19 protein-coding genes are annotated in these 25,420 nt (G+C 60.0%); 8 read left to right on the top strand and 11 right to left on the bottom strand.

Going from position 1 to position 25,420, the window contains the following annotated elements; translation table 11 throughout:
• Positions 1-35 precede the first annotated feature (35 nt).
• Complete coding sequence (locus ACP15U_RS16855; protein WP_425046324.1) at positions 36-1,700, top strand: hypothetical protein; 1,665 nt, start codon at positions 36-38, stop codon at positions 1,698-1,700.
• Positions 1,701-1,739: 39 nt separating this feature from the next.
• On the opposite strand, the gene mfd is transcribed toward ACP15U_RS16855, so the two are convergent.
• Together mfd and ACP15U_RS16845 are read right to left on the bottom strand one after the other, a co-directional pair.
• The gene (gene mfd / locus ACP15U_RS16850; RefSeq protein ID WP_425046323.1) at positions 1,740-5,201 is read right to left on the bottom strand and encodes a transcription-repair coupling factor; all 3,462 of its coding nucleotides are present in this window, start codon (positions 5,199-5,201) and stop codon (positions 1,740-1,742) included.
• Between the two features lie 6 nt (positions 5,202-5,207).
• Positions 5,208-5,732 (bottom strand): component of SufBCD complex, encoded by a 525-nt coding sequence (locus ACP15U_RS16845; protein WP_425046322.1) that lies wholly within the window; start codon positions 5,730-5,732, stop codon positions 5,208-5,210.
• Positions 5,733-5,923: 191 nt separating this feature from the next.
• Here ACP15U_RS16845 and hemB point away from each other — a divergent pair, with 191 nt between their 5' ends.
• The 3 genes from hemB (at position 5,924) to ACP15U_RS16830 (ending at position 10,332) form a co-directional block, all read left to right on the top strand.
• Positions 5,924-6,922 (top strand): porphobilinogen synthase, encoded by a 999-nt coding sequence (gene hemB / locus ACP15U_RS16840; protein ID WP_425046321.1) that lies wholly within the window; start codon positions 5,924-5,926, stop codon positions 6,920-6,922.
• Between the two features lie 162 nt (positions 6,923-7,084).
• Entirely contained in the window at positions 7,085-7,669 is a 585-nt protein-coding gene (locus ACP15U_RS16835; RefSeq protein ID WP_425046320.1) for a YSC84-related protein, read from the top strand.
• A 197-nt stretch (positions 7,670-7,866) separates the two neighbouring features.
• Positions 7,867-10,332, top strand: a complete 2,466-nt coding sequence (locus ACP15U_RS16830) for a penicillin acylase family protein (protein WP_425046319.1) — start codon at positions 7,867-7,869, stop codon at positions 10,330-10,332.
• 58 nt (positions 10,333-10,390) lie between these two features.
• Here the strand turns inward: ACP15U_RS16830 and hflX are convergent, their stop codons facing one another.
• From hflX to trkA, 4 genes are all read right to left on the bottom strand, one after another.
• Positions 10,391-11,662, bottom strand: coding sequence for a GTPase HflX (gene hflX / locus ACP15U_RS16825; RefSeq protein ID WP_425046318.1), 1,272 nt, complete (start codon positions 11,660-11,662; stop codon positions 10,391-10,393).
• Positions 11,662-11,901: an RNA chaperone Hfq gene (gene hfq, locus ACP15U_RS16820; protein ID WP_008204623.1), complete on the bottom strand. Its 240-nt coding sequence runs from the start codon at positions 11,899-11,901 to the stop codon at positions 11,662-11,664. The genes hflX and hfq overlap by 1 nt, the downstream gene beginning before the upstream one ends.
• Before the next feature lie 170 nt (positions 11,902-12,071).
• Complete coding sequence (locus ACP15U_RS16815) at positions 12,072-13,604, bottom strand: TrkH family potassium uptake protein (protein WP_425046317.1); 1,533 nt, start codon at positions 13,602-13,604, stop codon at positions 12,072-12,074.
• A gap of 2 nt (positions 13,605-13,606) precedes the next feature.
• Positions 13,607-14,983 (bottom strand): Trk system potassium transporter TrkA, encoded by a 1,377-nt coding sequence (gene trkA, locus ACP15U_RS16810; protein WP_425046316.1) that lies wholly within the window; start codon positions 14,981-14,983, stop codon positions 13,607-13,609.
• A 133-nt stretch (positions 14,984-15,116) separates the two neighbouring features.
• Between trkA and ACP15U_RS16805 the strand changes: the two genes are divergently transcribed.
• Complete coding sequence (locus ACP15U_RS16805) at positions 15,117-15,605, top strand: hypothetical protein (RefSeq protein ID WP_425046315.1); 489 nt, start codon at positions 15,117-15,119, stop codon at positions 15,603-15,605.
• A gap of 54 nt (positions 15,606-15,659) precedes the next feature.
• On the opposite strand, the gene ACP15U_RS16800 is transcribed toward ACP15U_RS16805, so the two are convergent.
• The 5 genes from ACP15U_RS16800 to dusB form a co-directional block, all read right to left on the bottom strand.
• Positions 15,660-17,075, bottom strand: a complete 1,416-nt coding sequence (locus ACP15U_RS16800; protein ID WP_425046314.1) for a sigma-54-dependent transcriptional regulator — start codon at positions 17,073-17,075, stop codon at positions 15,660-15,662.
• Positions 17,076-17,077: 2 nt separating this feature from the next.
• Complete coding sequence (locus tag ACP15U_RS16795; RefSeq protein ID WP_425046313.1) at positions 17,078-19,384, bottom strand: ATP-binding protein; 2,307 nt, start codon at positions 19,382-19,384, stop codon at positions 17,078-17,080.
• A 100-nt stretch (positions 19,385-19,484) separates the two neighbouring features.
• Positions 19,485-20,852 (bottom strand): response regulator, encoded by a 1,368-nt coding sequence (locus tag ACP15U_RS16790; RefSeq protein WP_425046312.1) that lies wholly within the window; start codon positions 20,850-20,852, stop codon positions 19,485-19,487.
• Positions 20,852-21,955 (bottom strand): two-component system sensor histidine kinase NtrB, encoded by a 1,104-nt coding sequence (locus tag ACP15U_RS16785; protein ID WP_425046311.1) that lies wholly within the window; start codon positions 21,953-21,955, stop codon positions 20,852-20,854. The genes ACP15U_RS16790 and ACP15U_RS16785 overlap by 1 nt, the downstream gene beginning before the upstream one ends.
• On the bottom strand, positions 21,952-22,989 hold the full coding sequence (gene dusB / locus ACP15U_RS16780) for a tRNA dihydrouridine synthase DusB (RefSeq protein WP_425046310.1): 1,038 nt from the start codon (positions 22,987-22,989) through the stop codon (positions 21,952-21,954). Before dusB ends, ACP15U_RS16785 begins: the two co-directional genes overlap by 4 nt.
• Positions 22,990-23,137: 148 nt before the next feature.
• Between dusB and ACP15U_RS16775 the strand changes: the two genes are divergently transcribed.
• The 3 genes from ACP15U_RS16775 to ACP15U_RS16765 are packed head-to-tail and all read left to right on the top strand — an operon-like array spanning position 23,138 to position 25,319.
• Entirely contained in the window at positions 23,138-24,331 is a 1,194-nt protein-coding gene (locus tag ACP15U_RS16775) for a bifunctional 2-C-methyl-D-erythritol 4-phosphate cytidylyltransferase/2-C-methyl-D-erythritol 2,4-cyclodiphosphate synthase (protein ID WP_425046309.1), read from the top strand.
• The gene (locus ACP15U_RS16770; RefSeq protein ID WP_425046308.1) at positions 24,328-24,828 is read left to right on the top strand and encodes a phosphatidylglycerophosphatase A family protein; all 501 of its coding nucleotides are present in this window, start codon (positions 24,328-24,330) and stop codon (positions 24,826-24,828) included. Before ACP15U_RS16775 ends, ACP15U_RS16770 begins: the two co-directional genes overlap by 4 nt.
• The gene (locus ACP15U_RS16765; RefSeq protein WP_425046307.1) at positions 24,825-25,319 is read left to right on the top strand and encodes a CinA family protein; all 495 of its coding nucleotides are present in this window, start codon (positions 24,825-24,827) and stop codon (positions 25,317-25,319) included. Before ACP15U_RS16770 ends, ACP15U_RS16765 begins: the two co-directional genes overlap by 4 nt.
• Positions 25,320-25,420 lie beyond the last annotated feature (101 nt).

Here is a 25,420-nt window from a genome sequence, read left to right as displayed (position 1 = left end):
TCATCTATAGTCGTCAAAATCCTGGGAGCACCGCAATGACAGACTATTATGATCTCGGAGTACATACCTGTCCAATCACCACAAACACGCCCGAGGCGCAGCTCTGGTTTGATCGCGGTCTGATCTGGACCTACGGCTACAACCATGAAGAGGCGGTGCGTTGCTTCGAGAAGGCAATTGAACACGATCCGGTTTGCGCCATGGCCCATTGGGGCATCGGTTACTCAGCAGGGCCCAACTACAACATGCCGTGGCAGTTGTTCGACGACGCCGGGCGCGCCAAGGCGCTGGCCCGAGCCCATGATGCGGCACAGGCCGCGCTGGCCCGGATCGACGGCTGCACCCCGGTTGAAACCGCACTGATCCGCGCCCTGCCAGCCAGGTATCCTCAGCGCGACCTTGCCGAAAACATGCATGACTGGAATCACGCTTTTGCCGACGCAATGCGGGCGGCCTTTCAGGACGTACCGGACCAGCTGGACCTGCGCACCATCTATGTCGAGTCGCTCCTCAATCTGACGCCGTGGAAGATGTGGGACCTGAAAACCGGGCAACCCGCTGAAGGCGCCGCAACTCTCGAGGCACAGCAGGCTCTCGAAACCGCCATGCAGTCAAACCCCGCGGCTATGTCGCACCCCGGCCTGCTTCACCTCTATGTCCATCTGATGGAAATGTCGCCAACCCCGGAACAGGCGTTGAAGGCAGCCGACGTTCTGCGAACACTGGTGCCGGTTGCCGGGCATCTGGTGCATATGGCCACCCATATCGATGTACTGTGCGGCCACTATCAGAACGTGGTGCATTGGAACGAACGCGCTGTCGTGGCGGATCTGAGGTATTACGACCGTGAGGGCGCGTTCAACATCTACACGGGCTACCGACAGCACAACTACCATTTTGCTATCTATGGTGCGCTGTTTCTTGGACAGATCGAACCTGCCCTGCGCGCCAATGACGGGATCTGGGCCACGACACCTGTCGAGATGCTACAGATCGAAAGCCCGCCCATGGCCGACTATTTTGAAAGTTATATGGCGATGGGACCGCATATCCTGATCCGGTTTGGCCGGTGGGACGAGGCAGTAGCGCTGGAACTGCCCGAAGACGTCGACCTGTTCCGCACGCTCGCCGCAACCACCCACTATGCCCGCGCACTTGGCTATGCCGCCACGGACCGTGTGACCGAAGCCGAAGCGGAAGAGCTCTGTTTCCTCACAGCCAAAGACCGGGTGCCGGACAGCCGCCTCCTGCACAACAATCGCGTTGTAGATCTGCTTGAGATTGCAGCAGAAATGCTGCGTGGAGAAATCGAGTATCGCAAGGGAAATCACGAAATCGCCTTTGCCCATCTGCGCCGTTCGGTCGAACTGGATGACGATCTGCCCTATGATGAACCGTGGGGCTGGATGCAACCCGCCCGGCATGCGCTTGGCGCGCTGCTTTTTGAACAAGGGCGGACAGAAGAGGCCGAAGCGGTCTATCGCGCGGATCTTGGGCTGGGCGGGACGCTTGGACGCGCCTCGATTCATCCGGATAATGTCTGGTCTCTCAAGGGCTTGCACGACTGTCTGAAAGCGAGGGACGAAACCGTCGAGATTGTTCAGATCCGACAACGGCTTGACCTTGCGCTGGCGCGGGCTGATCGGGCCGTTGCGGCGTCCTGCTTTTGCGCTCAGGCGGCCATGCGGGCCGCGCGGTAACCCTCGGGTACCGACGCAGACCGGTGGTTGGTAGCCGGTTTAGCCGGTCGCCGCCTTCTTTCGCTTCTTCTCGGCTACAACCTTTTCGGCCAGATCGCGTGCAATCGCAAAGGCGCCCTTGATCTTGTCGCTGTCGCGCTTCCAGTCCCGACGCACCACAATCTTATTGTCCTTAACCTTGGCCAGTCCGTTCTGCGCCTGAATGAATTCAACCAATCCTTGCGGCGAGGCAAACTTGTCGTTGTGGAACTGGATCGTCGCGCCCTTTGGGCCACCATCGAGCTTGGCAATGCCGGCGCGTTTGCACATCGCCTTGATACGAACCACCAACAAGAGCGTGTTGACCTCTTTCGGCAGCTTGCCGAACCGGTCGATCAATTCGGCGGCAAATCCTTCGAGTTCCACTTTGGTGCTTAGTGATGACAGGCGCCGATAAAGGCCAAGGCGCACATCGAGATCCGGCACGTAGTCTTCGGGTATCAGGACAGGAACCCCAAGGTTGATCTGTGGCGCCCATTGGTCGTCGGCATCCGACAGACCTTCCATTTCACCAGCCTTGATCTTGGCAATCGCCTCTTCGAGCATTGACTGGTAAAGCTCATAGCCCACGTCGCGCATCTGGCCCGATTGTTCCTCGCCCAGAAGGTTTCCGGCACCGCGAATGTCGAGATCCTGACTCGCCAGCGTGAACCCGGCACCCAACGTGTCGAGAGATCCGAGAACCCTCAGTCGTTTCTCGGCTGCCGGGGTCAACTTTACCCGCGGCTTGGTGGTGAGATAGGCATAGGCGCGGGTCTTGGACCGGCCAACGCGCCCGCGGATCTGATAGAGCTGCGCCAGACCGAACATGTCGGCGCGATGCACCACCATCGTGTTGGCGGTCGGAATATCCAGTCCGCTTTCGACGATTGTGGTCGCCAGCAGCACGTCATATTTGCCGTCATAAAAGGCGTTCATCCGGTCATCGAGTTCTCCAGCAGCCATCTGGCCATGCGCCACCACATAGCTCAGCTCGGGAAGCTGCTCCTTTAGGAACGCTTCGATATCCGGCAGATCCGAGATGCGCGGAACGACGTAGAAGCTCTGCCCGCCCCGGTAGTGCTCGCGCAGCAGCGCCTCGCGGATGGTTACCGCATCGAATTCGCTGACATAGGTTCGGATCGCAAGCCGGTCGACCGGAGGAGTGCCGATGATCGACAGATCGCGGACGCCGGTCAAACTCAGCTGCAACGTGCGCGGGATCGGCGTGGCCGTCAGGGTCAGAACATGAACGTCCGAGCGCATCTGTTTCAGCCGTTCCTTGTGGGCAACACCGAAATGCTGTTCTTCATCGATGATCAGCAGGCCGAGGTTCTGAAACCGTATCCCTTTGGCCAGAAGCGCATGGGTTCCGACCACGATATCGACAGTTCCGCGGGCTAGACCGTCGCGGGTTTTTTGCGCCTCCCCGGATGAGATAAAGCGGCTAAGCTGCCGCACTTCCATAGGAAATCCACGGAATCGCTCGCTGAAACTGGCCGCGTGCTGACGCGCCAGAAGTGTGGTGGGCGCAACCACCGCCACCTGAACGCCCGACATCGCTGCAACAAAGGCGGCACGCATCGCTACCTCTGTCTTGCCGAATCCGACATCACCACAGATCAGTCGGTCCATCGGAGCGCCCGAGTGCATGTCTTTCATCACATCCGAGATCGCACGAAGCTGGTCCTCGGTCTCCTGATAGGGAAAACGCGCGCTGAATTCTTCCCAAGCATGCGGCGGCGGATCCATTATCGGTGCCTTGCGCAGCGCCCTTTCAGCGGCAATGCGGATCAGCCTGTCGGCCATCTCGCGAATGCGTTCCTTGAGCTTGGCCTTTTTGGCCTGCCACGCGCCTCCGCCCAGCCGGTCAAGCAGGCCTTCGTCGTGGCCATACTTTGACAAAAGCTCGATATTCTCGACCGGCAGATACAGCTTGGACTGCTCGGCATATTCGAGGGCCAGACACTCATGGGCAGCCCCTGCGGCAGTAATCACTTCGAGCCCCAAATACCGCCCGATGCCGTGATCGACATGCACCACCAGGTTTCCAGGCGTAAGTGACTGCGTTTCGGTCAGGAAATTCTCAGCCTTGCGCCGCTTTTTCGGAGCTCGGATCAAGCGATCGCCCAGCACATCCTGTTCCGAGATCACGGTCATGTCCGGCGCTTCGAACCCGTGTTCCAGTGCCCAGACCGCCAGATGTAGACCCCGTTTGCCGATGCCGTTGCCGTCCGTGATCAAAATGGTCTCGGCCAGACCTTCATCTTCGATAAGGCCCGCCAAACGTTCCCGCGCGCCGTCCGAGTAGGAGGCTACGACAACCGGTCCGGTCTGCATTCGAACCTTCAGATGTTCGGTCAACGCACCGAAAAGACTGATACTTTCCTGCTGTCTTTCCGGTGAAAAGTTTCGTCCGATCCGACCGCCGGCATCAATAACGCCGGGGCCGGATGACTGAGGCAGGGGATGGAAATGAAGCATTCGCCTGTCCCCTATCGCCGCCTGCCACGCATCGTCATCAAGATACAGAAGACCCGGAGGCGTTGGCTTGTAGACGGTGTCCATCCGAGACTTGTTCTTCAGCGCATGGGTGCGGGTCTCGTATTGATCCGTGATACTGTCCCACCGCGCCAACCGCGCTGCGCCGGACTGGTCATCAAGCGTGATCGTCGCATCGGGCAGGTAATCGAACAGCGTCTCAAGTTTGTCGTGGAAAAAGGGCAGCCAGTGTTCAATGCCCTGATGTTTGCGGCCGGCGCTTACCGCCTCGTACAACGGATCATCCGTCCCTGCGGCGCCAAACTCGATCCGGTAGTTCTGGCGAAACCGAGTGATCGCGGCCTCGTCGAGAATGACCTCTGAGACCGGCGACAATTCCACCCGGTCCAGCTTCTCGGTTGTCCGCTGGCTGACGGGATCAAACCGCCGTGCGCCGTCCAGAACATCCCCAAACAGGTCCAGCCGCACAGGGCCGCCCTCACCCGGAGGGAAGATATCGATGATCCCGCCCCGGATCGCATAGTCGCCGGGTTCCATGACGGTTGGGCTTTGCGAAAACCCCATGCGCACCAGAAAACTCCGCAGGGCTTCCTCGTCAATGCGGCCATCGACTTGCGCGGTATAGGTTGCCTTGCGCAGAACGGATCGGGCCGGAACACGTTGGGTGGCCGCGTTCAGCGTTGTAAGAAGCACAAAATCCTTGGGCATCTGGTGCACGAACGCCGCCAGTGTAGCCATCCTTGCCGCCGATACATCGGCATTGGGCGAGACCCGGTCATAGGGCAGACAATCCCATCCGGGAAAGGTGAACACCGGCATGTCCGGAGCAAAGAAGGCAAGCGCAGCGCGCATCGCTTCCATCCGCTTGTCATCGCGGGAGACATGACAGACCGGGACGCCGCTGTTCGCGATCTCTTTCAGGATCAGCCGCGCATCATACCCTTCCGGTGCACCGCCAACATTGATGTGTTGCGTAGCCATGGCACGTTATCCCAGGACACCCAGCGACAAGTTCTTGTACATTCCCCACAGAGAGGTGACGAAAATCGACATCATTCCAATCATCTGTGTGTACAACCTCAACCGTGACAGCCGTTTGCGCAGCACTTCTCCGGTCGCATGTTCCGCCTCGACACGGCGGGCCGTGCTGATGTTCAGCAGCGTCACAATGGACATTGGGAACCCAAGCAGAAACAGCGCCTGCGCGAATTCGATGCCGTAAAAGAACCCCAGCATTGCCAGTCCTGACAGCACGAAACATCCAAGCCCCAGCAGCCAGATCCCGGACACACGGGTAATATAGAGGATCCGGTTCACGTTAACCCGGGTAATATCCGTCAAGTCTATCTCGGCCTGACCTCCCACACGGCGGGCCCTTTGCACCATGTCGAACGGAACGCCCAGAACCCAATGGCTGGCAGAGGACCACGCCACCGCCAATGCAATCCAGAACCATAGGTTCGAGAACGATCGCATGTCGATCGTCTCAAATAGCGCGGTGTACCAATCCAATCGCTTTGTCCCCTGCTCCGGTCCGGTGATCCGGCCCCGTTAATCTTCCGGTGGCGGGTAAAATCCAACCCCGGTTTTCTACCGTTCTTTAATCCCGGAGCGTGTGTTTCCCCGATTGCGGTCATTCATACCCTTGTGGGCGAAGGTTTTCCATGCCACCCAATGGTCGAATGTGCAAGGAGAACCGCGTCATGAAGCCCACCGTCGCCCCTTTCCCCGCTGCCCGCCTGCGCCGCGCACGTCAATCCCCTGCGATCCGGTCTCTGGTACGGGAAACGACACTTGGCACAGGTGACCTGATCTGGCCGGTATTCGTGCGGGAAGGTGAAGGGGTCGAAGAACCGGTTCCCTCTATGCCCGGCGTGATGCGCCGCTCGGTGGACCAGATTGCCAAGGCGGCGGTTGAGGCGCAGGCGCTGGGAATTCCGGCAATCTGCATCTTTCCCTATACCGATCCGTCGCTGAAAACCGAGGATTGCGCCGAAGCCTGGAACCCCGACAACCTGTCCAACCGGGCAATTCGCGCCATCAAGGCAGCCGCACCGGATATCGCGGTGATGACCGATGTGGCGCTCGATCCATACAACATCAACGGACATGACGGCTATGTGGTCGATGGCGAGATCATCAACGACGAAACCGTCGAGGCTCTGGTCAAGATGACGCTGGCCCAGGCCGAGGCCGGCGCGGACATTATCGGGCCTTCTGACATGATGGACGGACGGATCGGCGCGATGCGGCAGGCGCTGGAAGGTGCCGGCCATCGCAACGTGATGATCCTGAGCTACGCGGCCAAATATGCCAGTGCCTTCTACGGCCCGTTTCGCGATGCGGTCGGTGCCTCGGGTGCGCTCAAAGGCGACAAGAACACCTATCAGATGGATCCGGCCAATACCAATGAGGCATTGCGCCTGATCGAGCGTGACCTGACCGAAGGCGCTGACATGGTGATGATCAAGCCCGGCATGCCCTATCTCGACATCTGCCGGCGGGTAAAGGACACGTTTGGAGCGCCGACCTACGCCTATCAGGTTTCGGGTGAATTCGCGATGATCAAAGCCGCCGCTCAGAATGGGTGGATCGACGGTGAAAAGGTCATGCTGGAAAGCCTGCTGGCTTTCAAACGCGCGGGATGCGACGGAATTCTCACCTACTTCGCACCTGACGTCGCCCGATTCCTGCAAGGCTGACCCGGGTCTTTTCCTGTAATTACGGCGAGTTCCCGCCGAAACTTACATCATTTTCGCATGTGATTGCGAGACAGGCCGTGACAGCGCCAGCCAATCGGCGTATTGTTGCGAACAAGACCGGCAAAAGCCGGCTTTTTCAGGCACGAATACAGAGACAGATATATGAGCAGTTCCCAGAACCTCCGCCGGCCCAACGGGCTATCGCGTCGTGGCGTTGTCCTCGGCATGGCCGGGCTGACCCTGACCGCCGCGTGCGGCAACGGTGTCGGCAATACCAACGCGGCCACCATCGACGCCCGCGTCGACGCAACCCTGAACGAAATGTTCGCGTCCTTTCCAAATACGGTCGAGATCGCCGAGAAATCCGTCGGTATGCTGGTCATGCCCCTGATCACCGAGGCCGGTTTCGGCTTTGGCGGCGGTTATGGCCGCGGCGCTTTGCGCATCAATGGTGTCACCGTCGATTACTACTCGGCCGTGAAAGGAAGCGCCGGGCTTCAGATCGGTGCGCAGCAATACGCCCACGTCCTGTTCTTCATGACGCAGGCCGCGCTGAGCGAATTCCGGACCTCCAGCGGATGGGCCGCAGGGGCCGGGTTGGAATATGTCGTCAGCGACCAGGGCGATTCCATCGCCGCGGACACCAACACTCTGCGCTCGCCGATTCTTGCCGCTGTGTTCGGGCAGGCCGGTCTGCTGGTCGGCGCGACGCTCGAAGGCACGAAATATACGCGTATCATCCCCTGATCGCCGACACATGATTGTTCCCGGCGCCTTTTGACATAGCGCCGGGCGTATACCCTAAGCGTCCGGGATTCCCCTGCGGCAGATCGGAACGCTTTCCCCTTCTCCCCGCCTGACCTTTCCCTTAGGCTGCGCAACGTTTACCGGTCGAAGGACCGGAACGGATTCAAAAAAGATCCAACTGGGGCCAAGGGGGCATCATGGGGACCGTATTTCGCTGGCTGCTGAGGCTGGCCGCCGCGCTTATCGCACTTGTGGTTTTGGCTGTCGTTGTCGTTTACTTTCTGGCAAGCCGGTCCCTCCCGACCTACGACAAGACGCTCAAGAATGTTGCGGTCTCTGCCCCGGTGGAAATCGTGCGCGACAACGCCAACGTTCCGCATATCTTCGGGGCGACCGACGAGGATGTGTTTTTCGGCCTTGGCTATGCCCATGCACAGGATCGCCTGTGGCAGATGACGATGTTCCGTCGTACGGCTCAGGGTCGGCTGTCGGAGATCTTCGGAGCGCGCACCGTGGAGATCGACAAACTGCTGCGCAGGCTCGATCTGTATCGGCTGGCGCATCTGTCTGTCGATGCGCAGGATGACCGGACACGCTCGGCGCTGCAGGCCTATGCGGACGGGGTAAACACCCGCCTGCAGGAGATCAACGACGGCGCGTTGGGTCGCGGCGCACCCGAGATGTTCCTGTTCAACGCACCGATGGCGCCGTGGCAGCCCGGAGATTCTCTGGCCGTCGTGAAACTGATGGCCCTGCAATTGTCAGGCCATCTGGAACACGAGGTTTTGCGGGCCCGAACGTCACTGGCGCTGGAGGATCAGGATCGCCTGTCGGACATCCTTCCGAATGCACCCGGCACCGGCATTGCTGCTCTCCCGGAATATGCGGCCCTTTTCCCCGATCTGCCCCGCTATGCCCGTGCGGCTTTGATGCCCGACGCTGCGTTCTCACCGTTTCCAAAGATGGGACTTGCCGGCGCATCAAACGCATGGAGCGCTGCGCCCAACCGGTCCGCATCTCACGGCACGCTGTTAGCGAACGACCCACATCTCGGGTTCACCGCACCGGCCACATGGTATCTGGCGCGCATGGAACTGGCCGCAGGCGGCGTGATCGGCGGATCGATCCCCGGCATTCCAGCGATCATGACTGGTCGCAGCGCCCGTTTGGGCTGGGGAGTGACCTCGTCCTATCTGGATGATCAGGATCTGTTCATCGAAAAGCTGAACCCCGACAACCCCGAAGAGTATTTGACGCCTGATGGGTACAAGCCGTTCGAAAGCCGTCCTTCGATCATCGAAATCAAGGATCGCCAGCCGATCACCCTGACCTTGCGATGGACCGAGAACGGCCCTGTTCTGCCCGGCACTCATTACGGGCTTTCAACGATCACGCCTCCAGGTCATGTCGCGGCCCTGGCCTGGACTGCGCTTAGCCCGAAAGACACGACAATGAGCGCCGCAATGGGAGTTATGCAGGCCCAGTCGGTACGCGACGCGATTGCGGCATCCGAAAGGTACATCGCCCCCTCTCAGAACCTGTCGCTCGTGGATCGGGAAATCATCGCCATGAAAACCGTCGGCGCAATGCCGCGCCGTGACGTGAAGCACCAGAGCAAGGGTCGAATGCCTTCACAGGGATGGCGGTCAGAGAACCGCTGGCAGGGCCGGCTCGCCTATGCAGCCAACCCTGAATTCGTAGCGCCGCGCGGCGGTATCCTTGGCAACACCAACAACAAGACGCTCGAACGCCCGTTTCCGAACCACGTTTCCTATGTCTGGGGCGATACCCAGCGGATCAACCGCTGGCAGCGGCTGATGCAATCGCGCGAGGTCCATACCCGTGACAGTTTCATCGAAGCACAGCTGGATCCAGTAAGTTTCACTGCCCGCGCCCTGCTTCCGCTGGTTGGTGCCGATCTGTGGTTTACCGGCGAGGCCGCCCCGGAAGGCACTCAGGAACGCCAGCGTCAGGTAGCCCTTTCTCTGCTGGCTGACTGGAATGGCGAGATGAACGAACACCTTCCTGAACCGCTGATCTATGCGGCCTGGATGCGGGCTTTGCAGAAACGGCTGAGCGAGGATGATCTCGGGCCATTGGCCGAAGAATTCACACATGTTCAGCCGTTGTTTATCGAGCGGGTCTATCGCGACATCGACGGCGCCTCGGCTTGGTGTGATGTCCGTCAGAGTGCCCCTGTCGAGACTTGCACAGACATGGCCCGGATGGCACTGGATGACGCGCTGGTCTGGATCTCGCAACGCTATGGAACCGCCCTTGAAAGCCTGCGTTGGGGCGATGCGCATCAGGCTACCCACGACCATCCCGTGCTCGGCTCTGTTCCGGTTCTGCGCTACTTCGTGAATATCCGTCAGTCCACCAGCGGCGGCGACAACACTTTGCAACGCGGCCGCACGTCGGGCGAAGGGCCGGATCCGTTTCAGAATGTGCATGGGGCCGGATATCGTGGTGTCTACGACTTTGCCGATCCCGACAGTTCCGTTTTTATCATTTCAACCGGCCAATCAGGGCATTTCCTGTCGCGTTTCTATGATGATCTGGCACAGCTCTGGCGTCGGGGGGAATACATCCCGATGTCGCTTGATACTGAACTCGCCCGCGCCGCATCCGTCGGCACCACCTGGCTTCTGCCAAGACAGTAAACCCTGCACCAGACGACACAGCAACCCGTGATCGGGTTGCCGGCACTCCTGCCTGCTTTCAAAGCGCGTTGAACTTTGCCTCTTGCCGGGCCGTCCACAAAACGGTGATTTCAAACCCGTCTTCGGTCTGCCGCTCGTTCTGCACGACCTCCTGCTCAAACAGCCAGGCGCGCCGGCGCCCGTCAGAAAAGGCAAGAACCAGTTCGGCCTCATGTCGAGCGCCCTGCAACTGCTCGGCGACCGCCACAAGCAGATCATCAAGCCCCTCACCGGTCAGCGCGGATATGGCAAAGATGCTGTCTTCACGCCCGGCCCTGGCCAGAACGGCATCGCGGGTTTCTCCGTCAAGCCGGTCAAGCTTGTTCCAAACCTCAAGCTGCGGACGGGCGGCATCGACACCCAAAGTGTTGAGAATATTGTGCACATCCTCGGCCTGCGCCTCGGTGTCATCGTGGCTGATGTCACGGACATGCAGAATCAGATCCGCACCCAGAACTTCTTCGAGCGTGGCCCGGAACGCGGCGACCAGTTCGGTCGGCAGGTTGGAAATGAACCCCACCGTATCCGAAAGGATGACCTCGGGCCCGTCAGGAAGCTGAACGCGGCGCATCGTCGGATCGAGCGTGGCAAAAAGCATATCCTTGGCCATGACTTCGGCCCCGGTGAGGTGATTGAACAAGGTTGACTTGCCCGCGTTCGTATACCCGACCAAGGCCACGATCGGATAAGGCACCTTGGCGCGGGCCTTGCGGTGCAGTTCGCGTGTCTTGACCACCTTGTCGAGCTGCCGACGCAAGCGGACAAGTTGTTCGTCGATCGCCCTGCGGTCGGCCTCGATCTGGGTTTCGCCGGGGCCGCCCACGAAGCCCAGTCCGCCACGCTGACGCTCAAGATGCGTCCATGCCCGAACCAGCCTAGTTCTCTGATAGCTGAGCGCCGCCATCTCAACCTGCAGAACACCTTCGCGGGTGCGGGCCCGGTCCGAGAAAATCTCGAGGATCAGCCCGGTTCGGTCGAGGATCTTGACCTTCCATTCCCGCTCGAGGTTGCGTTGCTGAACCGGAGACACAGGCCCGTCGATCAGCACGAGCTCAACGTCGTTTTCCTTGATGCGGGCCTTTAGCTCGTCAATCTTTCCGGACCCGAACAGCAACCCCGGCTGCGCGCGTGGCAGGCGGACAATCTCGGATCCGATCACCTCAAGATCAGGCAAGGCGGCTGCCAGCGCAACCGCCTCCTCCAGCGCCGGAGCGGGTGCCCGGCGCTCTTCGTCGCTCTTTATTTCGGGATGCAGCACCCAAGCGCGGGTGCGAACCCTGTCATGTTCCATCAAGAGGCGTCTTCGCCCTCATAAAGGCTGATCGGCTGGGCCGGCATGATGGTAGAAATCGCATGTTTGTAAACCAACTGGGACTGACCGTCCCGGCGCAGCAATACGCAGAAATTGTCAAACCAGGTAATGACACCTTGCAGTTTGACACCGTTGATCAGGAAAATGGTGACCGGAACCTTGGTCTTTCTTACGTGATTCAGGAATGCGTCCTGAAGATTCTGTCTGTCCGAAGCCATGTTCTTTTTATCTCGCCCCTGTTCTTGTCTGGTGCTCTTATCGCTGAGTCTCGTCGAGCCTTACTTGTCGCGCTGCGGACCAACGCGTCCCTCCGACGGGAGTATGGAGGAAAATCACGGAGTTTCCAGACGAAAAACGAGTCTTTAGAATGCGTTGTTTCCCGGGGGTCTCAATTTCGCCAGAGGTCCGGTGTTATCAGGGCGATGATTGCCAGGGTTTCCAGCCTCCCGACAACCATCGCGGCGCAGAGAACTGCCTTGGCCCCGGCCCCCAGCGAGATCAGTTGAATCGGTTCCTCGCCCACAACGTCGATCAGTGGCCCGGTTGTGGACAGGGCGGCAATCGCCAGAACCATGGATTGTTCGAAACCGGACCCAAGATAGGCCAGCGCCAGCGTGATAACCGCCAGCGACAGGGCGAACAGCATGAAGAAAACCCATGCGATAAAAGCGCCGTCCTTTTGAATCCGGCGGTGTCCTGCCCCAACGCCACTGACAGAGGATGGATGAACCAACCGCTCCATCTCGCGCAGACCATTGAGATAAAGTGCAAAGACCCTGAGCAGCTTGACGCCGCCCGCAGTTGTGGCCACGCCGCCACCGATCACCGCAAGCCCCATAAGGATTATGCCCGGTGTTCCAAGACCCGACCATTGCCGCGCCTCCTCCCAGTCGGCGCTTTCAAACCCCGTAGTGGTCAGGAACGACATCACGGTGAAAAGAGACCCCCACAAGGCCCGAAGCGCAAGCACCGGATCTTCGGGCGCATCAACCTCGAACGAGGCGACCCAGTGGCGCAGAAACAGCAGCGCCGGAATGCTCACCACGATCAGCAACCCGATCCGGAACTCTGGATCCTTGTCCAGCCGCGAATATCCACGCGCCACGGTATCAGAGGAGAAGGTCAGGCGGGACAGCGCGAAGAACATGAACAGAAACAGCACCACCTCTCCGGCCACCCCGGCCTGAGCGCCGGTCATGCCACCGACAGGGGAAATACCGCTTGTCGCCATCACAGACATCGCGTGGCAGAGCGCGGTCAGCGCCCGCTCGTCCGACATCATCAGCAGGATCCAGACCACCCCCGTCAGACCGACATAGATCGGCGTCAGTGTTGCTGTGACCTGCAGCAGCCGCCGCCGCGGGTCGACCACATCGCTTTGGACCGAGGATTTCACCGCCCTGCCCGGCTCTCCGCGGGCGGTGACTTCGAACCCTCCAAGCGACAATGGCGCAAGGATAGCCGAGGCAGCAATCCACATGACCAGCCCGCCCATCCATCCGACCTGCGCCCGCCAAAGGTGAAGCGAGGGGTCCAGCCGGGTGAAATCCGGGAACAGGTCAGCGCCGGTTGTGGTAATTGCGCTGACCATATCAAAATACGCGTTCAGAAAGGATGTCGTTTGCAGCGCGTCGTGGAACGGAACCGCAAGAAATACCGGTAGAACGGAAAATGTTCCAAGCAAGGACAACAGCTGGCCAAGTGATCCGTATCTTGGTCGACGCGCCCCGAGGGACAGGCCGATCATCGCGACCACGAACACCCCGAGAATGCTGGAATAGAAGAATGCGCGCGAAACATCGTGATTGTCGCGAACAAGGGCGTGTATCGAAGGCAGAAGCATAGACAGGGCCGCCACTCCCCAGATCAGGAGGAACAGCGGCAGCCGCATGATCGGACCAGGCTGAACCTGCATACGCATGATCAGAAGAAGTCGATCGAGACCTGCATCAGCCGCTCGACCTCCTGTACGTCGTCGGCCATGGCGAACAAGGCCACGACATCGCCGTCATCAATTCTGAGCCCCCCGGAGGGCCGAAGAACCTCATCTCTCTTGCGCACAGCACCAACCAGAACACCTTCGGGAAAGTCGATGTCGCGCAGCTTTTGACCGGCCATGGGTGAGGTCGACAGAACCTCGGCCTCGATAACCTCGGCCTCTGCATCCCCGATCGAATAGACCTGTCGAACACGGCCATGCCGGATGTGGCGCAAGATCGAACTGACGGTCGTGGCCCGCGGGTTGATATGGGCGTCTATGCCGAGCGGCCCCATCATCGGCACCAGAGTCGGATCGTTGATCAGGGCAACGACATACGGGCAGCCCTCAGCCTTGGCCCGAACGGCCGAAAGCATGTTTGTCTTGTCGTCATCCGTCACCGCAAGCATGGCGTCGGCACGGGTGATTCCGGCTTCTTTCAGCAGAGCCGCATCCAGCCCGTCCCCGTTCAGGACAATGGTTCGTTCAAGCGCTTCGGCGGCAATCTCAGCCGATTTGCGATCAAGCTCAATCACCTTGGACCGGACACGGGTGCGGTTCTTTTCCAGTGTCTTGGCAACTTCGAGACCGACGTTTCCGCCGCCCACAATCACGATGCGATCCTGCTTTTTCTGCGTTTTGCCAAACACTTCCAACGTCCGGCTCACATCTTCGATATGGGTGAAGATATAGCAGTCGTCGCCAACAAAAAGCTGATCTTCCGGCTCGGGGGCGAACAGGGTTCCATCGCGCCGGACACCGACCACAATTGCCCGCAGGGTCGAAAAGAGATCAGTAAGCTGGCGCAGTGGCGTGTTCACCACCGGACAATCCTCGTCCAGCGTCACCCCCAACAGCTGGGCCTGACCGTCCATGAATGTCTCGGTGTCAAACGCCGCAGGCGCAGACAGCCTTCGCATGGCCGCCGCGGCAACCTCGCGCTCGGGGCTGATCACCACGTCAATCGGCAGGTGATCGCGCCGGTAAAGGTCGGAATAGATCGCCTGCAAGTAGGACTGCGACCGCAACCGGGCAATCTTGCGCTGCACCGAAAAAACCGAATGGGCCACCTGGCAGGTGACCATGTTCACCTCGTCGGAATAGGTGGCGGCGATCACCATGTCAGCGTCCCGTGCACCGGCACGGTCAAGAACATCCGGATAGCTGGCAAAGCCGGCAATACCTTGCACATCAAGTGTTTCGGTGGCGCGCCGGACCAGATCGGGATTGCTGTCCACCACCGTCACATCGTTCTGCTCTCCCGACAGATGGCGGGCGATCTGCCATCCCACCTGCCCGGCTCCGCAAATGATGACCTTCATGAGCTTGATCCCTTCCTGACGGATCGTTGCCCGGATCTTTGCCCGGATCTTTGCAAGAACCCTGCATGACAGAAGGGTCCGAAACGGTCAATTCGTTTGTCAAAGCGTTTCAAAGCCGTGTAAGACTCACCGGATGAGAGTTTCTGTTCGTTTTCTGCCACTTGTCCTGCTTCTGGGTGCCTGCGCCGGGCCGTTGGATCTGTTCTACAGGCCGGGGGTTTCTGTCACCAGAATGCAGACCGACCACACCAATTGTGAGGTCAAGGCACTGAAGGACGCTCCAGTGGCCAATCAGGTGCGGCAGCGCGCACCAATCTACTATCCCGGTTACCCGGTTTGCGACGGCTACGGCAATTGCTGGTATCGGCCCGGATATTGGGTTGACGGCGGCATTTATACCGTGGATGTCAACAAGGATCTGCGTAACCGGGTGCTGGGTCAGTGCATGGCGCAAAAGGGATATCAACCGGTCTCTCTTCCACAGTGCAGCCAAGGCGTGCGCGCGCAGGTTGCCCCGCAGCGCACTACTAAGCTTCCGAACCTGTCCGAAAGTTCCTGTTACGTGAAGAACAGCGATGGCAGCTATCAAATCGTAACACCGCAAATTGCCAGCAAAAGCTGACCTCACGGGATGACTGGCGGCGCCCTTCGTGCGCCGCCTCCTGATCGATGTGTGCTACTGTGCGGCCTCGGTGGCTTCTTCGTCGACATGGGCAACGCGTGCGCCTGCCTTGTTCGACGTCACCACGCCCAACGACTTGAGCTTGCGATGCAGCGCACTTCGCTCCATCCCCACAAATGAGGCCGTGCGGCTGATATTGCCGCCGAACCGGTTGATCTGAGTCAGCAGATACTCACGCTCAAACGCCTCGCGGGCTTCGCGCAACGGCAGCGTTGCCAGCGCACCGGACAGAACCACACGACCATCATCGTTTCCGCCTTCGGAGTCGTTCGGCAACTCGCGCGCTTCGATCGGTCCGGTGCCGTCCCCGAGGATCAGCACCCGTTCGACGAGGTTTTTGAGCTGCCTGACATTGCCCGGCCAGATCATCGTCTGCATCAACGCAACCGCCTCTTCGCTCAACTCGCGCAATGGAAGGCCCTGGGCATCGTGGAACTCCGCGATGAAATGGGCCGCCAGTTCCGGGATGTCTTCGCGGCGCTCTTCCAGTGAGGGAACGGGAATCGGCACCACGTTGAGCCGGTGGTAAAGCTCCTGCCGAAACCGGTCAGCCCGGATTTCCGCATCCAAATCCCTGTTGGTTGACGAAATGACCCGAAGATCGACCCGAACCTTGTCGGTGCCGCCAACGCGCTGAAACTGCTGATCCACCAGCACCCGAAGGATCTTGGACTGGGTGCCGAGCGGCATGTCCGCCACCTCGTCAAAATAGACAACGCCGCCATGAGCCTGCTCCAGCAGGCCCGGTTCCACGCCCCGTTCGGTACTTTCACGACCAAACAGGACCTCTTCCATCCGGTCGGGTTCGACACCGGCGCAATTGACGGTGACAAACGGTGCCTTGGCCCTGCTGGAGTTCGCGTGAATGTAGCGTGCGGCGACCTCCTTGCCCGAACCGGCCGGCCCAGACAACATCACGCGGCCATTGGATTTGGTGACCTTTTCCAGTTGCCCCAGCAAGGTTCGGAACGCCGCCGAGGAGCCAATCATTTCGGCACTGGTCAGTTCCCGACGCTTGAGCGCGCTGTTCTCGCGCCGCAGGCGGGACGTTTCCATAGCACGCCGGATCACGACCATGAGCTGATCGATATTGAACGGCTTTTCGATAAAGTCGTAAGCGCCCTGCTTGATGGCTGCGACTGCAATCTCGATATTGCCGTGGCCAGAGATGATCACCACCGGCACATCCGGGTTGTCGCGCTTCACCGCCTTGAGGATGTCGATCCCGTCCATTCGACTGTCTTTCAGCCAGATATCGAGAATCAACAGCCCCGGAGGTTCGTTATTAATCTCTTTCATGCAGTCGTCCGAGTTTCCCGCCAACCGCGTGCTGAAACCTTCGTCTTCCAGAATGTCCGAGACCAGTTCCCGGATATCGCGTTCGTCATCAACTATTAGAATGTCACTCATTTCTATCCTGTCTCCGCTATCTTCTGGACCCCGTCACTCCGGGAGGCGCTCTGCTCTTGTTCTCCGGCCGCATTGTCGGGCAGCACGGGCAGACGGATGACGGCCATTGCGCCAAAATGGTCCTGTCCGTCAAAGGCGGGAGCGTCCTCAAGGGCCAGCGTACCGCCGTGTTCTTCTATGATTTTCTTGACAATCGGCAACCCGAGGCCGGTGCCTTCGTCGCGTGTGGTCACATAAGGTTCAAACAACCGTGCCCGGTCTTCGGGCAACCCGATGCCGTTGTCGGCAATGGTCAGGATGCACCCTGCCCCATCCTTTTGGTCATCACCGCGAAGCGCCACCCGGATTTCCGGCGCATGTCCCTCTGGCGCGCCTTTTTGCTGCAACGTGCCGATGGCTTCGCCGGCATTCTTGATCAGGTTGGTCAGAGCCTGGCTGAGCATGGTCGCGTCGAGATCGGCGCGCAGTGGAGTTTCGGGCAAGTCAGCCGTGATCTTCACGTCAGGTTGGCCGGTCTGCTGCAACAGCACCGCGTCCGCCACCAGTGCCTTGAGATCTTCGGGCTGCCGATCCGGTTCCGGCATCCGTGCAAACTTGGAAAATTCGTCCACGATCCGTCGCAAATCATTGGTCTGCCGCACGATCACGTCCGTCATCGCGTCAAGCTTTTCCGCATCCTCTTCAGGGAGTTGCCGCGAGAACTTACGTTTGATCCGCTCGGCACTCAACTGAATCGGCGTCAATGGGTTCTTGATCTCATGTGCAATTCGTCGTGCCACATCGCCCCATGCCGCCATTCGCTGTGCGCTGACAAGGTCGGTCACGTCGTCAAAGGCCACCACGTAACCCTCAAGCCCTCCGTCCTCGCCCCGACGGGTGGCCATCCGCACCAGCAGGTTCTCCTGCCGGCCCTGCCTGGAGACCTTGATTTCGTCCTGAGCAACTTCCTTTGGCCCTGTCGAGATCTGATCGAACAATGGTCCGAATTCGGGCACTGCAACCGAAAGCGCCAGAGATTGCTCGTCGCCGGACCAACCGAGTAGCCGCTCGGCGGATCGGTTCACAAAGGTCACCCGACCCTGTGAATCCAGACCAACCACACCCGAGGTGACCGAGCTGAGCACGGAATCGAACATGCGGCGGCGCCGTTCGATCTGGCGGGTGTTATCAAGAAGCGTTTCGCGCTGCCCTTTCAGCTGACGGGTCATCTGGTTGAAATAGCGGCCAAGCATGGCGATCTCATCATCGCCCTCTTCCTCGACCACCTGCACGTCTAGATCTCCGGCGCCGACCCTCTGTGCAGCAGTCGTAAGCCGGCCCACCGGGCGAGACAGCCGTTCTGCAAACCACAATCCCAGCCAGATGGCCGCAAGAATCAGGATCAGCGCAAAGCCGATATACAAAAGACCAAACTCGAACAGCACCCTGCCCCGTTCGCTCTCAAGCTGCTGATAGAGATGCACGGTTTCCTTGGTGTCATCGAGAAGGTTGAGGATCTCGCCATCCACGTCGCGGCTGACATAAAGAAAGCGGTCCACGAATGACCCCAGCGGAACCAGCGCACGAAACTCGTTATTGTCCCAATCCTGGATGATGGCCAATCCATCCTCGGAGGCCGTGACCAGTTGTTCTTCGTCGGGGCGCTCAAAGTCAAAGAGATAGGACCGCTCACCACGTGTGCGGATCTCACCCGCGCCATTGATGATATAGGCCTCTCGCAATCCCCGCTGAACCTGGGTTTGCCCCTGCGCCAGCAGAACCCGCAATTCCGCGTCGTTGATAAAGAAATTTACCTGCCGGCTTTGATCCAGGAAACGCGCCAGCGCGACGGCATCCTCGGACAGATCCTCACGCTGTTCTTCCTCATAGGCTTGCGCGGCGGCCAGAGAAGATCCGACCACTTCACGCACGCGTTCCGAGAACCAGCCTTCGAGACCGATGTTGATCGTCAAACCGGCAAAGATCGCCACCGAAACGGCAGGTGCCAGCGCCAAAAGCGCAAAGGTCGCAATGAGACGCAAGTGCAGGCGAGAACCCGCCGATTTGGCCCGGCGCGCCGCGATCAGGCTGACCAGTTGCCCCAGAACCAGCGTTGCGACAGCCAGAATGTAGACCAGATCCGCAAGCAGGATGAATCGCAGCGCCGGAGCCGAAGCCCCGCGATTGAACGGCCCAAGCACAAGAAACGTGGCCAAAGCCAGCGCAGGACCCAGCAAAACAAGGCCAAGAGTTCCGATATTTCGGGCCCGACGCGTCTTGCGCCATCTGCCTAATGCTACAAAAGGCCCTTTTCGCGACCGTGTGGCCACCTGCTGCCCTCATCCTGATGTGTTGCTTGCGCAACGAACCGCCATATCTCGTGGTCGTTCCAAGGACTGCGCCCGGTGTGCCACGGTTTGTGTGGCCATATTACATCAGCTTACGGCGGCGTGTCACCTGAATATCGAGATCAGTGATTTTCTTGCGCAAAGTATTGCGATTGATACCTAAAAGGTCCGCGCATTTTGCCTGATTTCCACCGGTTGCCTCTAGAGCAATTTCGATAAGCGGTGTTTCCATCTCGCGGAGGATTCGCCCGTAGAGCCCCGGCGGCGGCAGCATGTTTCCGTGCAAATCAAAGTAGCGCCTCAGATGCCGTGCGATCGAGGCTGACAGCTTTTCGGAGTCCCCGCCGCCCAGAACGGGCTCCACTTCTGGCTGGCTGCCCAGCACGGTCTCTACCTCGATCCGGGTGATCTCGTCGGCGCGGCTGGTCAGCCCGAGCCGACGCACTGCGTTTTCCAGCTGCCGGACATTGCCCGGCCAGCTATAGGCCCGGATCAACGCTTCGGCCTCTTCCGAAAGGTAGCGTTTCGATGCGCCGTCCTGCTCGGCACGCGCAAGGAAGTGTTCGGTCAGCAACGGAATGTCGTCGACTCTCTCACGCAGGGACGGCACCTGAATGGTTGCGCCGCACAGCCGGTAGTAAAGATCCTGCCGCAACTTGCCCTGCTCCATCGCCTGCGCAAGATCGCCCTGGCTGGTAGCCAGAAATCGCGGAACATGGTCGCCTGGAGCATCTATCATGCGCACGATGCGCGCCTGCACCTCGTCTTCGATACCTGCGACCTCATCAAACAACAGCGTGCCGCCCTTGACCCGTGCCAACACCCGAGCTGGCCCTTCGAGATCGTGTAGATCGGCCCCAGTGACCGTGACGAACGGCAATGTTCGCCGATCCGAGAAATCATGTATCGCCTTTGCTATCAGGGACTTTCCGGTGCCGCTCTCACCAGAGACGATCACTGGCAGATCCGTATTCATAACCCGCGCCACCAAACGATAAAGGGACTGCATGACCGGCGTTCGGCCGACCAATGGCAACTCGTCCGGGCGTTCATCCTCGTCACTTCGCGGGTCCGAGACCACCCGGCGCTTCTGCTCAAGTGCCCGCCCCGTTCGCTTCATCAGATCCGGCAGGTCAAAAGGCTTGGGCAGATAATCATAAGCCTCTGCCTCTGCCGCCTGTATCGCAGTCATAATGGTGTTCTGCGCCGAAATAACGATCACCGGCAGGCCTGGGCGTTCCTCGGCAATCTTGGGCAGCATCTCAAGCCCGTTTCCGTCGGGCATGACCACATCCGAAATGACGACGTCCCCCTTGCCTTCGCCAACCCATCGCATCAGCGTGGTCAAGGAAGACGTGGCATGGACCTTGCATCCGGCTCGCGTCAGCGCCTGGGTCAGAACCGTGCGGATCGTGCGGTCGTCGTCGGCGACAAGGACTGTGCCATCCATCAGGAGTTCTCCTCTTGGTCAAAGCCCGGCGGCACCCGCCGCAGGGACAGCCGGAATACGGTTCGGCCGGGAACCGACGTCACCGAGATCCAGCCTCCGTGGTCGGAAATGATCTTGCTAACCAGCGCCAGGCCCAAGCCGGTGCCGTTCTCGCGCCCTGAAACAAACGGATCGAACAGATCGGCGCGCAGGGCGTCGGGAATGCCCGGTCCGTCGTCGATGATCTCGATCTGCAATGGCAGCGAGTGGCCCGAGCCGTCGCTGCGCCGCAGGCGAAAACTGTGTTCAAAATAGCTGCGCAGACGAATGGTCCCGCCCCCGTTTCGGCCGGATCCGGCGGCTTCGGACGCGTTCTTAAGCAGGTTCAGCACCACCTGAAGCAACTGATCGGGGTCGCCGAACGCCAACGGCAATGACGGGTCGTATTCCTCGGTGATGGTCATATGTGCGCCAAACCCCAGCAGCGCCGAGCGCCGGGCACGATCCAGCACATCGTGGATGTTGACCGCCTTCATGTCGGGTGGCGACAGGTTTCCGAACTGCTCAACCTGTTCCAGCAGCTTCACGATGCGCCGGCTTTCCTCGACTATTAGGTCAGTGAGTTCAAGATCTTCCGGGGCCAGATTCATGCTAAGCAGCTGGGCAGCGCCGGTAATCCCCGCCAGCGGGTTCTTGATTTCATGGGCCAGCATCTCGGCCATACCGATCGCGGATTGCGCCGAGGATTTGACCGAATGGCTTTGGGTGACTCGTTCTGCCAGTTCCCGCGGCGAAAGCAGCACAAGCATTTGCCCGGGAACCCCTTGCAACGGCGCGATCTGTAATCCGCATTGCAGCGGCGCCCGGTTGCCCGAGCCGACATCGATATCATTGACAAACAGGGGTGTGCCGTCACGACGGGCGCGCGCAAACGCCTCTTCGATCGGTGCATCGATGGCCAACTGGTCCCAGACCGGGGTGCCGATTACAGCTTTGGCGGAGGCGTTCAGAAACCCCTCACCGGCGCTGTTGACCTCGGCAATCCGGTTGTCTTCATCGACCACAAAAGCCGGGATAGGCAGCGACGACCAGAGCGCGGCTTCGAACTCCGGAGCGTCCCTCATGCTGCGGTCTCCTCGTGCGGCATGAGGGCATCCGCCAGAAAACGCGCCACCTCACTCGGATCCCGAGATGTCAGAACCGCCCTGCGCAATCCAGTGGGTGTTCGGGCGTCATCCATGTACCAACCCAGATGCTTGCGCGCGACGCGAACCCCCAAATCCTGTCCGTAAAAGGACAGCATTGCTGCGTAGTGCCCCTGCACCATGTCAATGAGATCGCCCCCCTGCGGGATGTGCGGCGCCGGCGCACCCCACAAATCACTGGAGATCTGCGCCAGCATCCACGGGCGCCCTTGCGCCCCGCGTCCGACCATGACTCCATCAGCGCCGGAAAGCTGCAAAGCCTGCCGTGCCGAGTCTGTTCCGATGATATCGCCATTTGCAAGAACGGGGACAGTGACCGCCTCTTTCACTGAACGAATGGCCGCCCAATCGGCCCGCCCCTTGTAGAACTGGCATCGGGTGCGGCCGTGAATTGTAACCATCTGCACACCAGCAGATTCTGCCCGACGGGCAACCTCGGCGGCGTTGAGCAAGGTATCGTCCCAGCCGAGGCGAGTCTTGAGTGTCACGGGCACCGAGACTGCGGCAACGACGGCCTCGATCAGCGACAGGGCGTGATCGGGTGTTTTCAAAAGAGCCGAGCCTGAATAGCCGTTGGTGACCTTCTTGGCCGGGCATCCCATATTGATGTCAATGATCCGGGCGCCGCGATCTGCGACCTGCCGTGCCGCTTCGGCCATCCAGTAGGTATCGCGTCCAGCCAGTTGAACGGCAGTGTTTTCAACATCCGCGCTCAACTCAGCGCGTTCCCGAACGCCCGGCTTGGCCTGCACCATCTCCTGACTGGCAACCATTTCGGACACCACCAGCCCCGCTCCGAAACTGCGTACCAGGTCACGGAACGGCCGATCGGTAATGCCAGCCATCGGCGCCAGCGCGATCGGCGGTGTCAGTTCTGAGCCGTCAAGTTTGATCGGTTCCGTTGCAGCGGGCAATGTGCCTATTCCTTGTGCATTTTCCCCTGTGCTATGCATTTCTCGGCTTACGGGCAACATATTCAGGGCTATATTTTCACCATTACCCGCGCGCTGCACATTTTTTAAGCAAGTAATGTCGGGTGATTGCCTCCTCGACCGGCAGGCCCTAAACAATGTCCCGCGACGCCAGACGAAGGAACCACCCATGACCACAGCCGCCCTGATCGTCGCCGCAGGCCGCGGACAGCGCGCTGGCGGCGGGGTTCCCAAGCAATGGCGTGAGCTGGCCGGCCGCCGGGTAGCGGACTGGACGCTCGATGCCTTTCGCCGCGCCCCCAATGTCGACCTGATCGCATTGGTACTGTCGCCCGAAGACAGCGCAGCATGGACCGGGTTTGCAGGACAACCCGACCTGATTCTGGCCAAAGGCGGGGCAGATCGCGCTACTTCCGTACGAAACGGACTTGATGCGTTGGCAGCGCATGGCGTGGACAAAGTGCTGATCCATGACGTGGCCCGGCCTTGCGTCGATGCGGGAACGATTAACAGCGTGATCCGGGCATTGGATCACCATGAAGCGGCCGCGCCGGGGCTTGGTATCACTGACGCTCTCTGGACGGGCGTCGGCGACATGGTCACGGGAACACAGGACCGGAACGGGTTGTTCGCGGCGCAAACGCCGCAAGGATTTGCATTCGCCGCAATCCGGGCCGCTCACACTGCCCATTCTGGCGGTGCCGCCGACGACGTCGAGGTGGCCCGCGCGGCCGGGATCAACGTCAGAATCACACAGGGCAGTCCAGACAATATTAAGATCACCCGGCCCGAGGATTTTGCCCGAGCCGAACGGATCCTGACCCAGAACCGGCCGACCGAGAGCGGCCCGAACCAAAAGAAATCTATGCAGGACGGGGACACGATGGATATCAGGCTTGGCAACGGATATGACGTGCATCGCTTTGGCGAAGGCGACCACGTAATCCTCTGCGGTATACAGGTTCCCCATGACCGGGGGCTGCAAGGCCACTCTGACGCCGATGTCGGCATGCACGCCGTGACCGACGCGATCTACGGGGCGCTGGCGGACGGTGATATCGGCCAGCATTTCCCGCCTTCGGATCCTCAATGGAAGGGCGCGGCCTCGGAAATCTTTCTTCGCCACGCCGTCGATCTTGCTCGCGAGCGCGGATATAGCATATCAAATGTCGACTGCACCCTGGTCTGCGAACACCCCAAGATCGGCCCCCATGCCGCTGCAATGAAACAGGAAATGTCGCGGATCATGGGGCTGGAGGGAGATCAGATTTCGGTCAAGGCCACCACATCCGAGAGGCTGGGCTTTACTGGCCGCGGCGAAGGGATTGCCGCCATAGCAACGGCTGCACTGGTCAAGCCATGAAGGTCTTTGCAATGCTCATCGGCACGGTCTGCGGCGCGGGCTATCTGAAGCCGGCCCCCGGAACCTGGGGATCGCTGGCCGCCCTGCCCCTTGCGTGGCTGCTGCACCGCTCGGGCGGCTTTCCAATGCTGCTGATGATGACCGGAGCCCTGTTCATACTCGGTGTGTGGGCCACAACCGAGTTGACCAAAGGAAAAGAAGACCACGACCCTTCGGAAGTCGTGATCGACGAAGTTGTCGGCCAGTTCATCGCTCTGATGCCGCTTTCCTGGTCGGCTTGGACAAAGGGGCTCGATATCCTTGTTCTCTGGCCCGGCTGGATCAGTGCCTTTGTCCTGTTTCGCTTGTTCGACATCTGGAAACCCGGCCTCGTTGGCTGGGCCGATCGCCGCAACGATCCTGTCGGCGTCATGCTTGATGATGTCTGGGCCGGGATCTTTGCCGCCGGTGGCGTGATCGTGCTGGCCGGGCTTGCACATGGAGTGTTCGGGCTGTGAGTGTGACGGATGTTCTCGGACTGGCCAAATCGGCAGGCGTGATGATTGCAACGGCCGAAAGCTGCACAGGCGGAATGGTGGTAGCGGCCCTGACGGATATCCCCGGCAGCTCCGCCGTGGTCGAACGGGGCTTCGTGACTTACACCAACCGCGCCAAGCAGGACATGCTCGGGGTGAACTCGGTCACGCTCAGCACATTCGGCGCTGTCTCGGAAGAAGTTGCGCAGGAAATGGCAGATGGCGCTCTCGCCCATGCGCCGGTTCAACTGGCGGTTTCGATCACAGGCATCGCCGGCCCCGGAGGATCGGAGTTTAAGCCCGAAGGCCGGGTCTGTTTCGGGCTGGCCGCCGATTGGGCAGACACAACAACGGAAACCGTGGAATTTGGCGCTCTTGGCCGCGATGCAGTGCGCCTTGCGGCACGGGATCATGCGCTGGGCATGTTGCATCAGGCCTTGTTACGCCGAGATTCCGGGGCTGATCACAAATAGGGCTTTGCGCCTGAATTGCGCCCAAAAACCAAGCACTCAACAAAAAGCGCCCAAATTGGGCGCTAACACGTCCCCTTGCCTCTTTTTTCCGCGTCGCTCCT

The organism is Primorskyibacter sp. S87 (assembly GCF_049801055.1).
Lineage (GTDB): Bacteria > Pseudomonadota > Alphaproteobacteria > Rhodobacterales > Rhodobacteraceae > JBNAGF01.
This window is presented reverse-complemented; position numbering and strand designations above follow the sequence as displayed.

What these genes read in the sequence shown, in the direction of transcription:
- hflX (WP_425046318.1), bottom strand. Translation starts at nt 11,662, where the DNA reads ATGGAACATGACAGGGTTCGCACCCGCGCTTGGGTGCTGCATCCCGAA.
- ACP15U_RS16800 (WP_425046314.1), bottom strand. Translation starts at nt 17,075, where the DNA reads ATGAGTGACATTCTAATAGTTGATGACGAACGCGATATCCGGGAACTG.
- mfd (WP_425046323.1), bottom strand. Translation starts at nt 5,201, where the DNA reads ATGGCTACGCAACACATCAATGTTGGCGGTGCACCGGAAGGGTATGAT.
- ACP15U_RS16775 (WP_425046309.1), top strand. Translation starts at nt 23,138, where the DNA reads ATGACCACAGCCGCCCTGATCGTCGCCGCAGGCCGCGGACAGCGCGCT.
- ACP15U_RS16770 (WP_425046308.1), top strand. Translation starts at nt 24,328, where the DNA reads ATGAAGGTCTTTGCAATGCTCATCGGCACGGTCTGCGGCGCGGGCTAT.
- hfq (WP_008204623.1), bottom strand. Translation starts at nt 11,901, where the DNA reads ATGGCTTCGGACAGACAGAATCTTCAGGACGCATTCCTGAATCACGTA.
- trkA (WP_425046316.1), bottom strand. Translation starts at nt 14,983, where the DNA reads ATGAAGGTCATCATTTGCGGAGCCGGGCAGGTGGGATGGCAGATCGCC.
- ACP15U_RS16830 (WP_425046319.1), top strand. Translation starts at nt 7,867, where the DNA reads ATGGGGACCGTATTTCGCTGGCTGCTGAGGCTGGCCGCCGCGCTTATC.
- ACP15U_RS16855 (WP_425046324.1), top strand. Translation starts at nt 36, where the DNA reads ATGACAGACTATTATGATCTCGGAGTACATACCTGTCCAATCACCACA.
- hemB (WP_425046321.1), top strand. Translation starts at nt 5,924, where the DNA reads ATGAAGCCCACCGTCGCCCCTTTCCCCGCTGCCCGCCTGCGCCGCGCA.
- ACP15U_RS16815 (WP_425046317.1), bottom strand. Translation starts at nt 13,604, where the DNA reads ATGCGTATGCAGGTTCAGCCTGGTCCGATCATGCGGCTGCCGCTGTTC.
- ACP15U_RS16785 (WP_425046311.1), bottom strand. Translation starts at nt 21,955, where the DNA reads ATGAGGGACGCTCCGGAGTTCGAAGCCGCGCTCTGGTCGTCGCTGCCT.
- ACP15U_RS16835 (WP_425046320.1), top strand. Translation starts at nt 7,085, where the DNA reads ATGAGCAGTTCCCAGAACCTCCGCCGGCCCAACGGGCTATCGCGTCGT.
- dusB (WP_425046310.1), bottom strand. Translation starts at nt 22,989, where the DNA reads ATGCATAGCACAGGGGAAAATGCACAAGGAATAGGCACATTGCCCGCT.
- ACP15U_RS16805 (WP_425046315.1), top strand. Translation starts at nt 15,117, where the DNA reads ATGAGAGTTTCTGTTCGTTTTCTGCCACTTGTCCTGCTTCTGGGTGCC.
- ACP15U_RS16790 (WP_425046312.1), bottom strand. Translation starts at nt 20,852, where the DNA reads ATGGATGGCACAGTCCTTGTCGCCGACGACGACCGCACGATCCGCACG.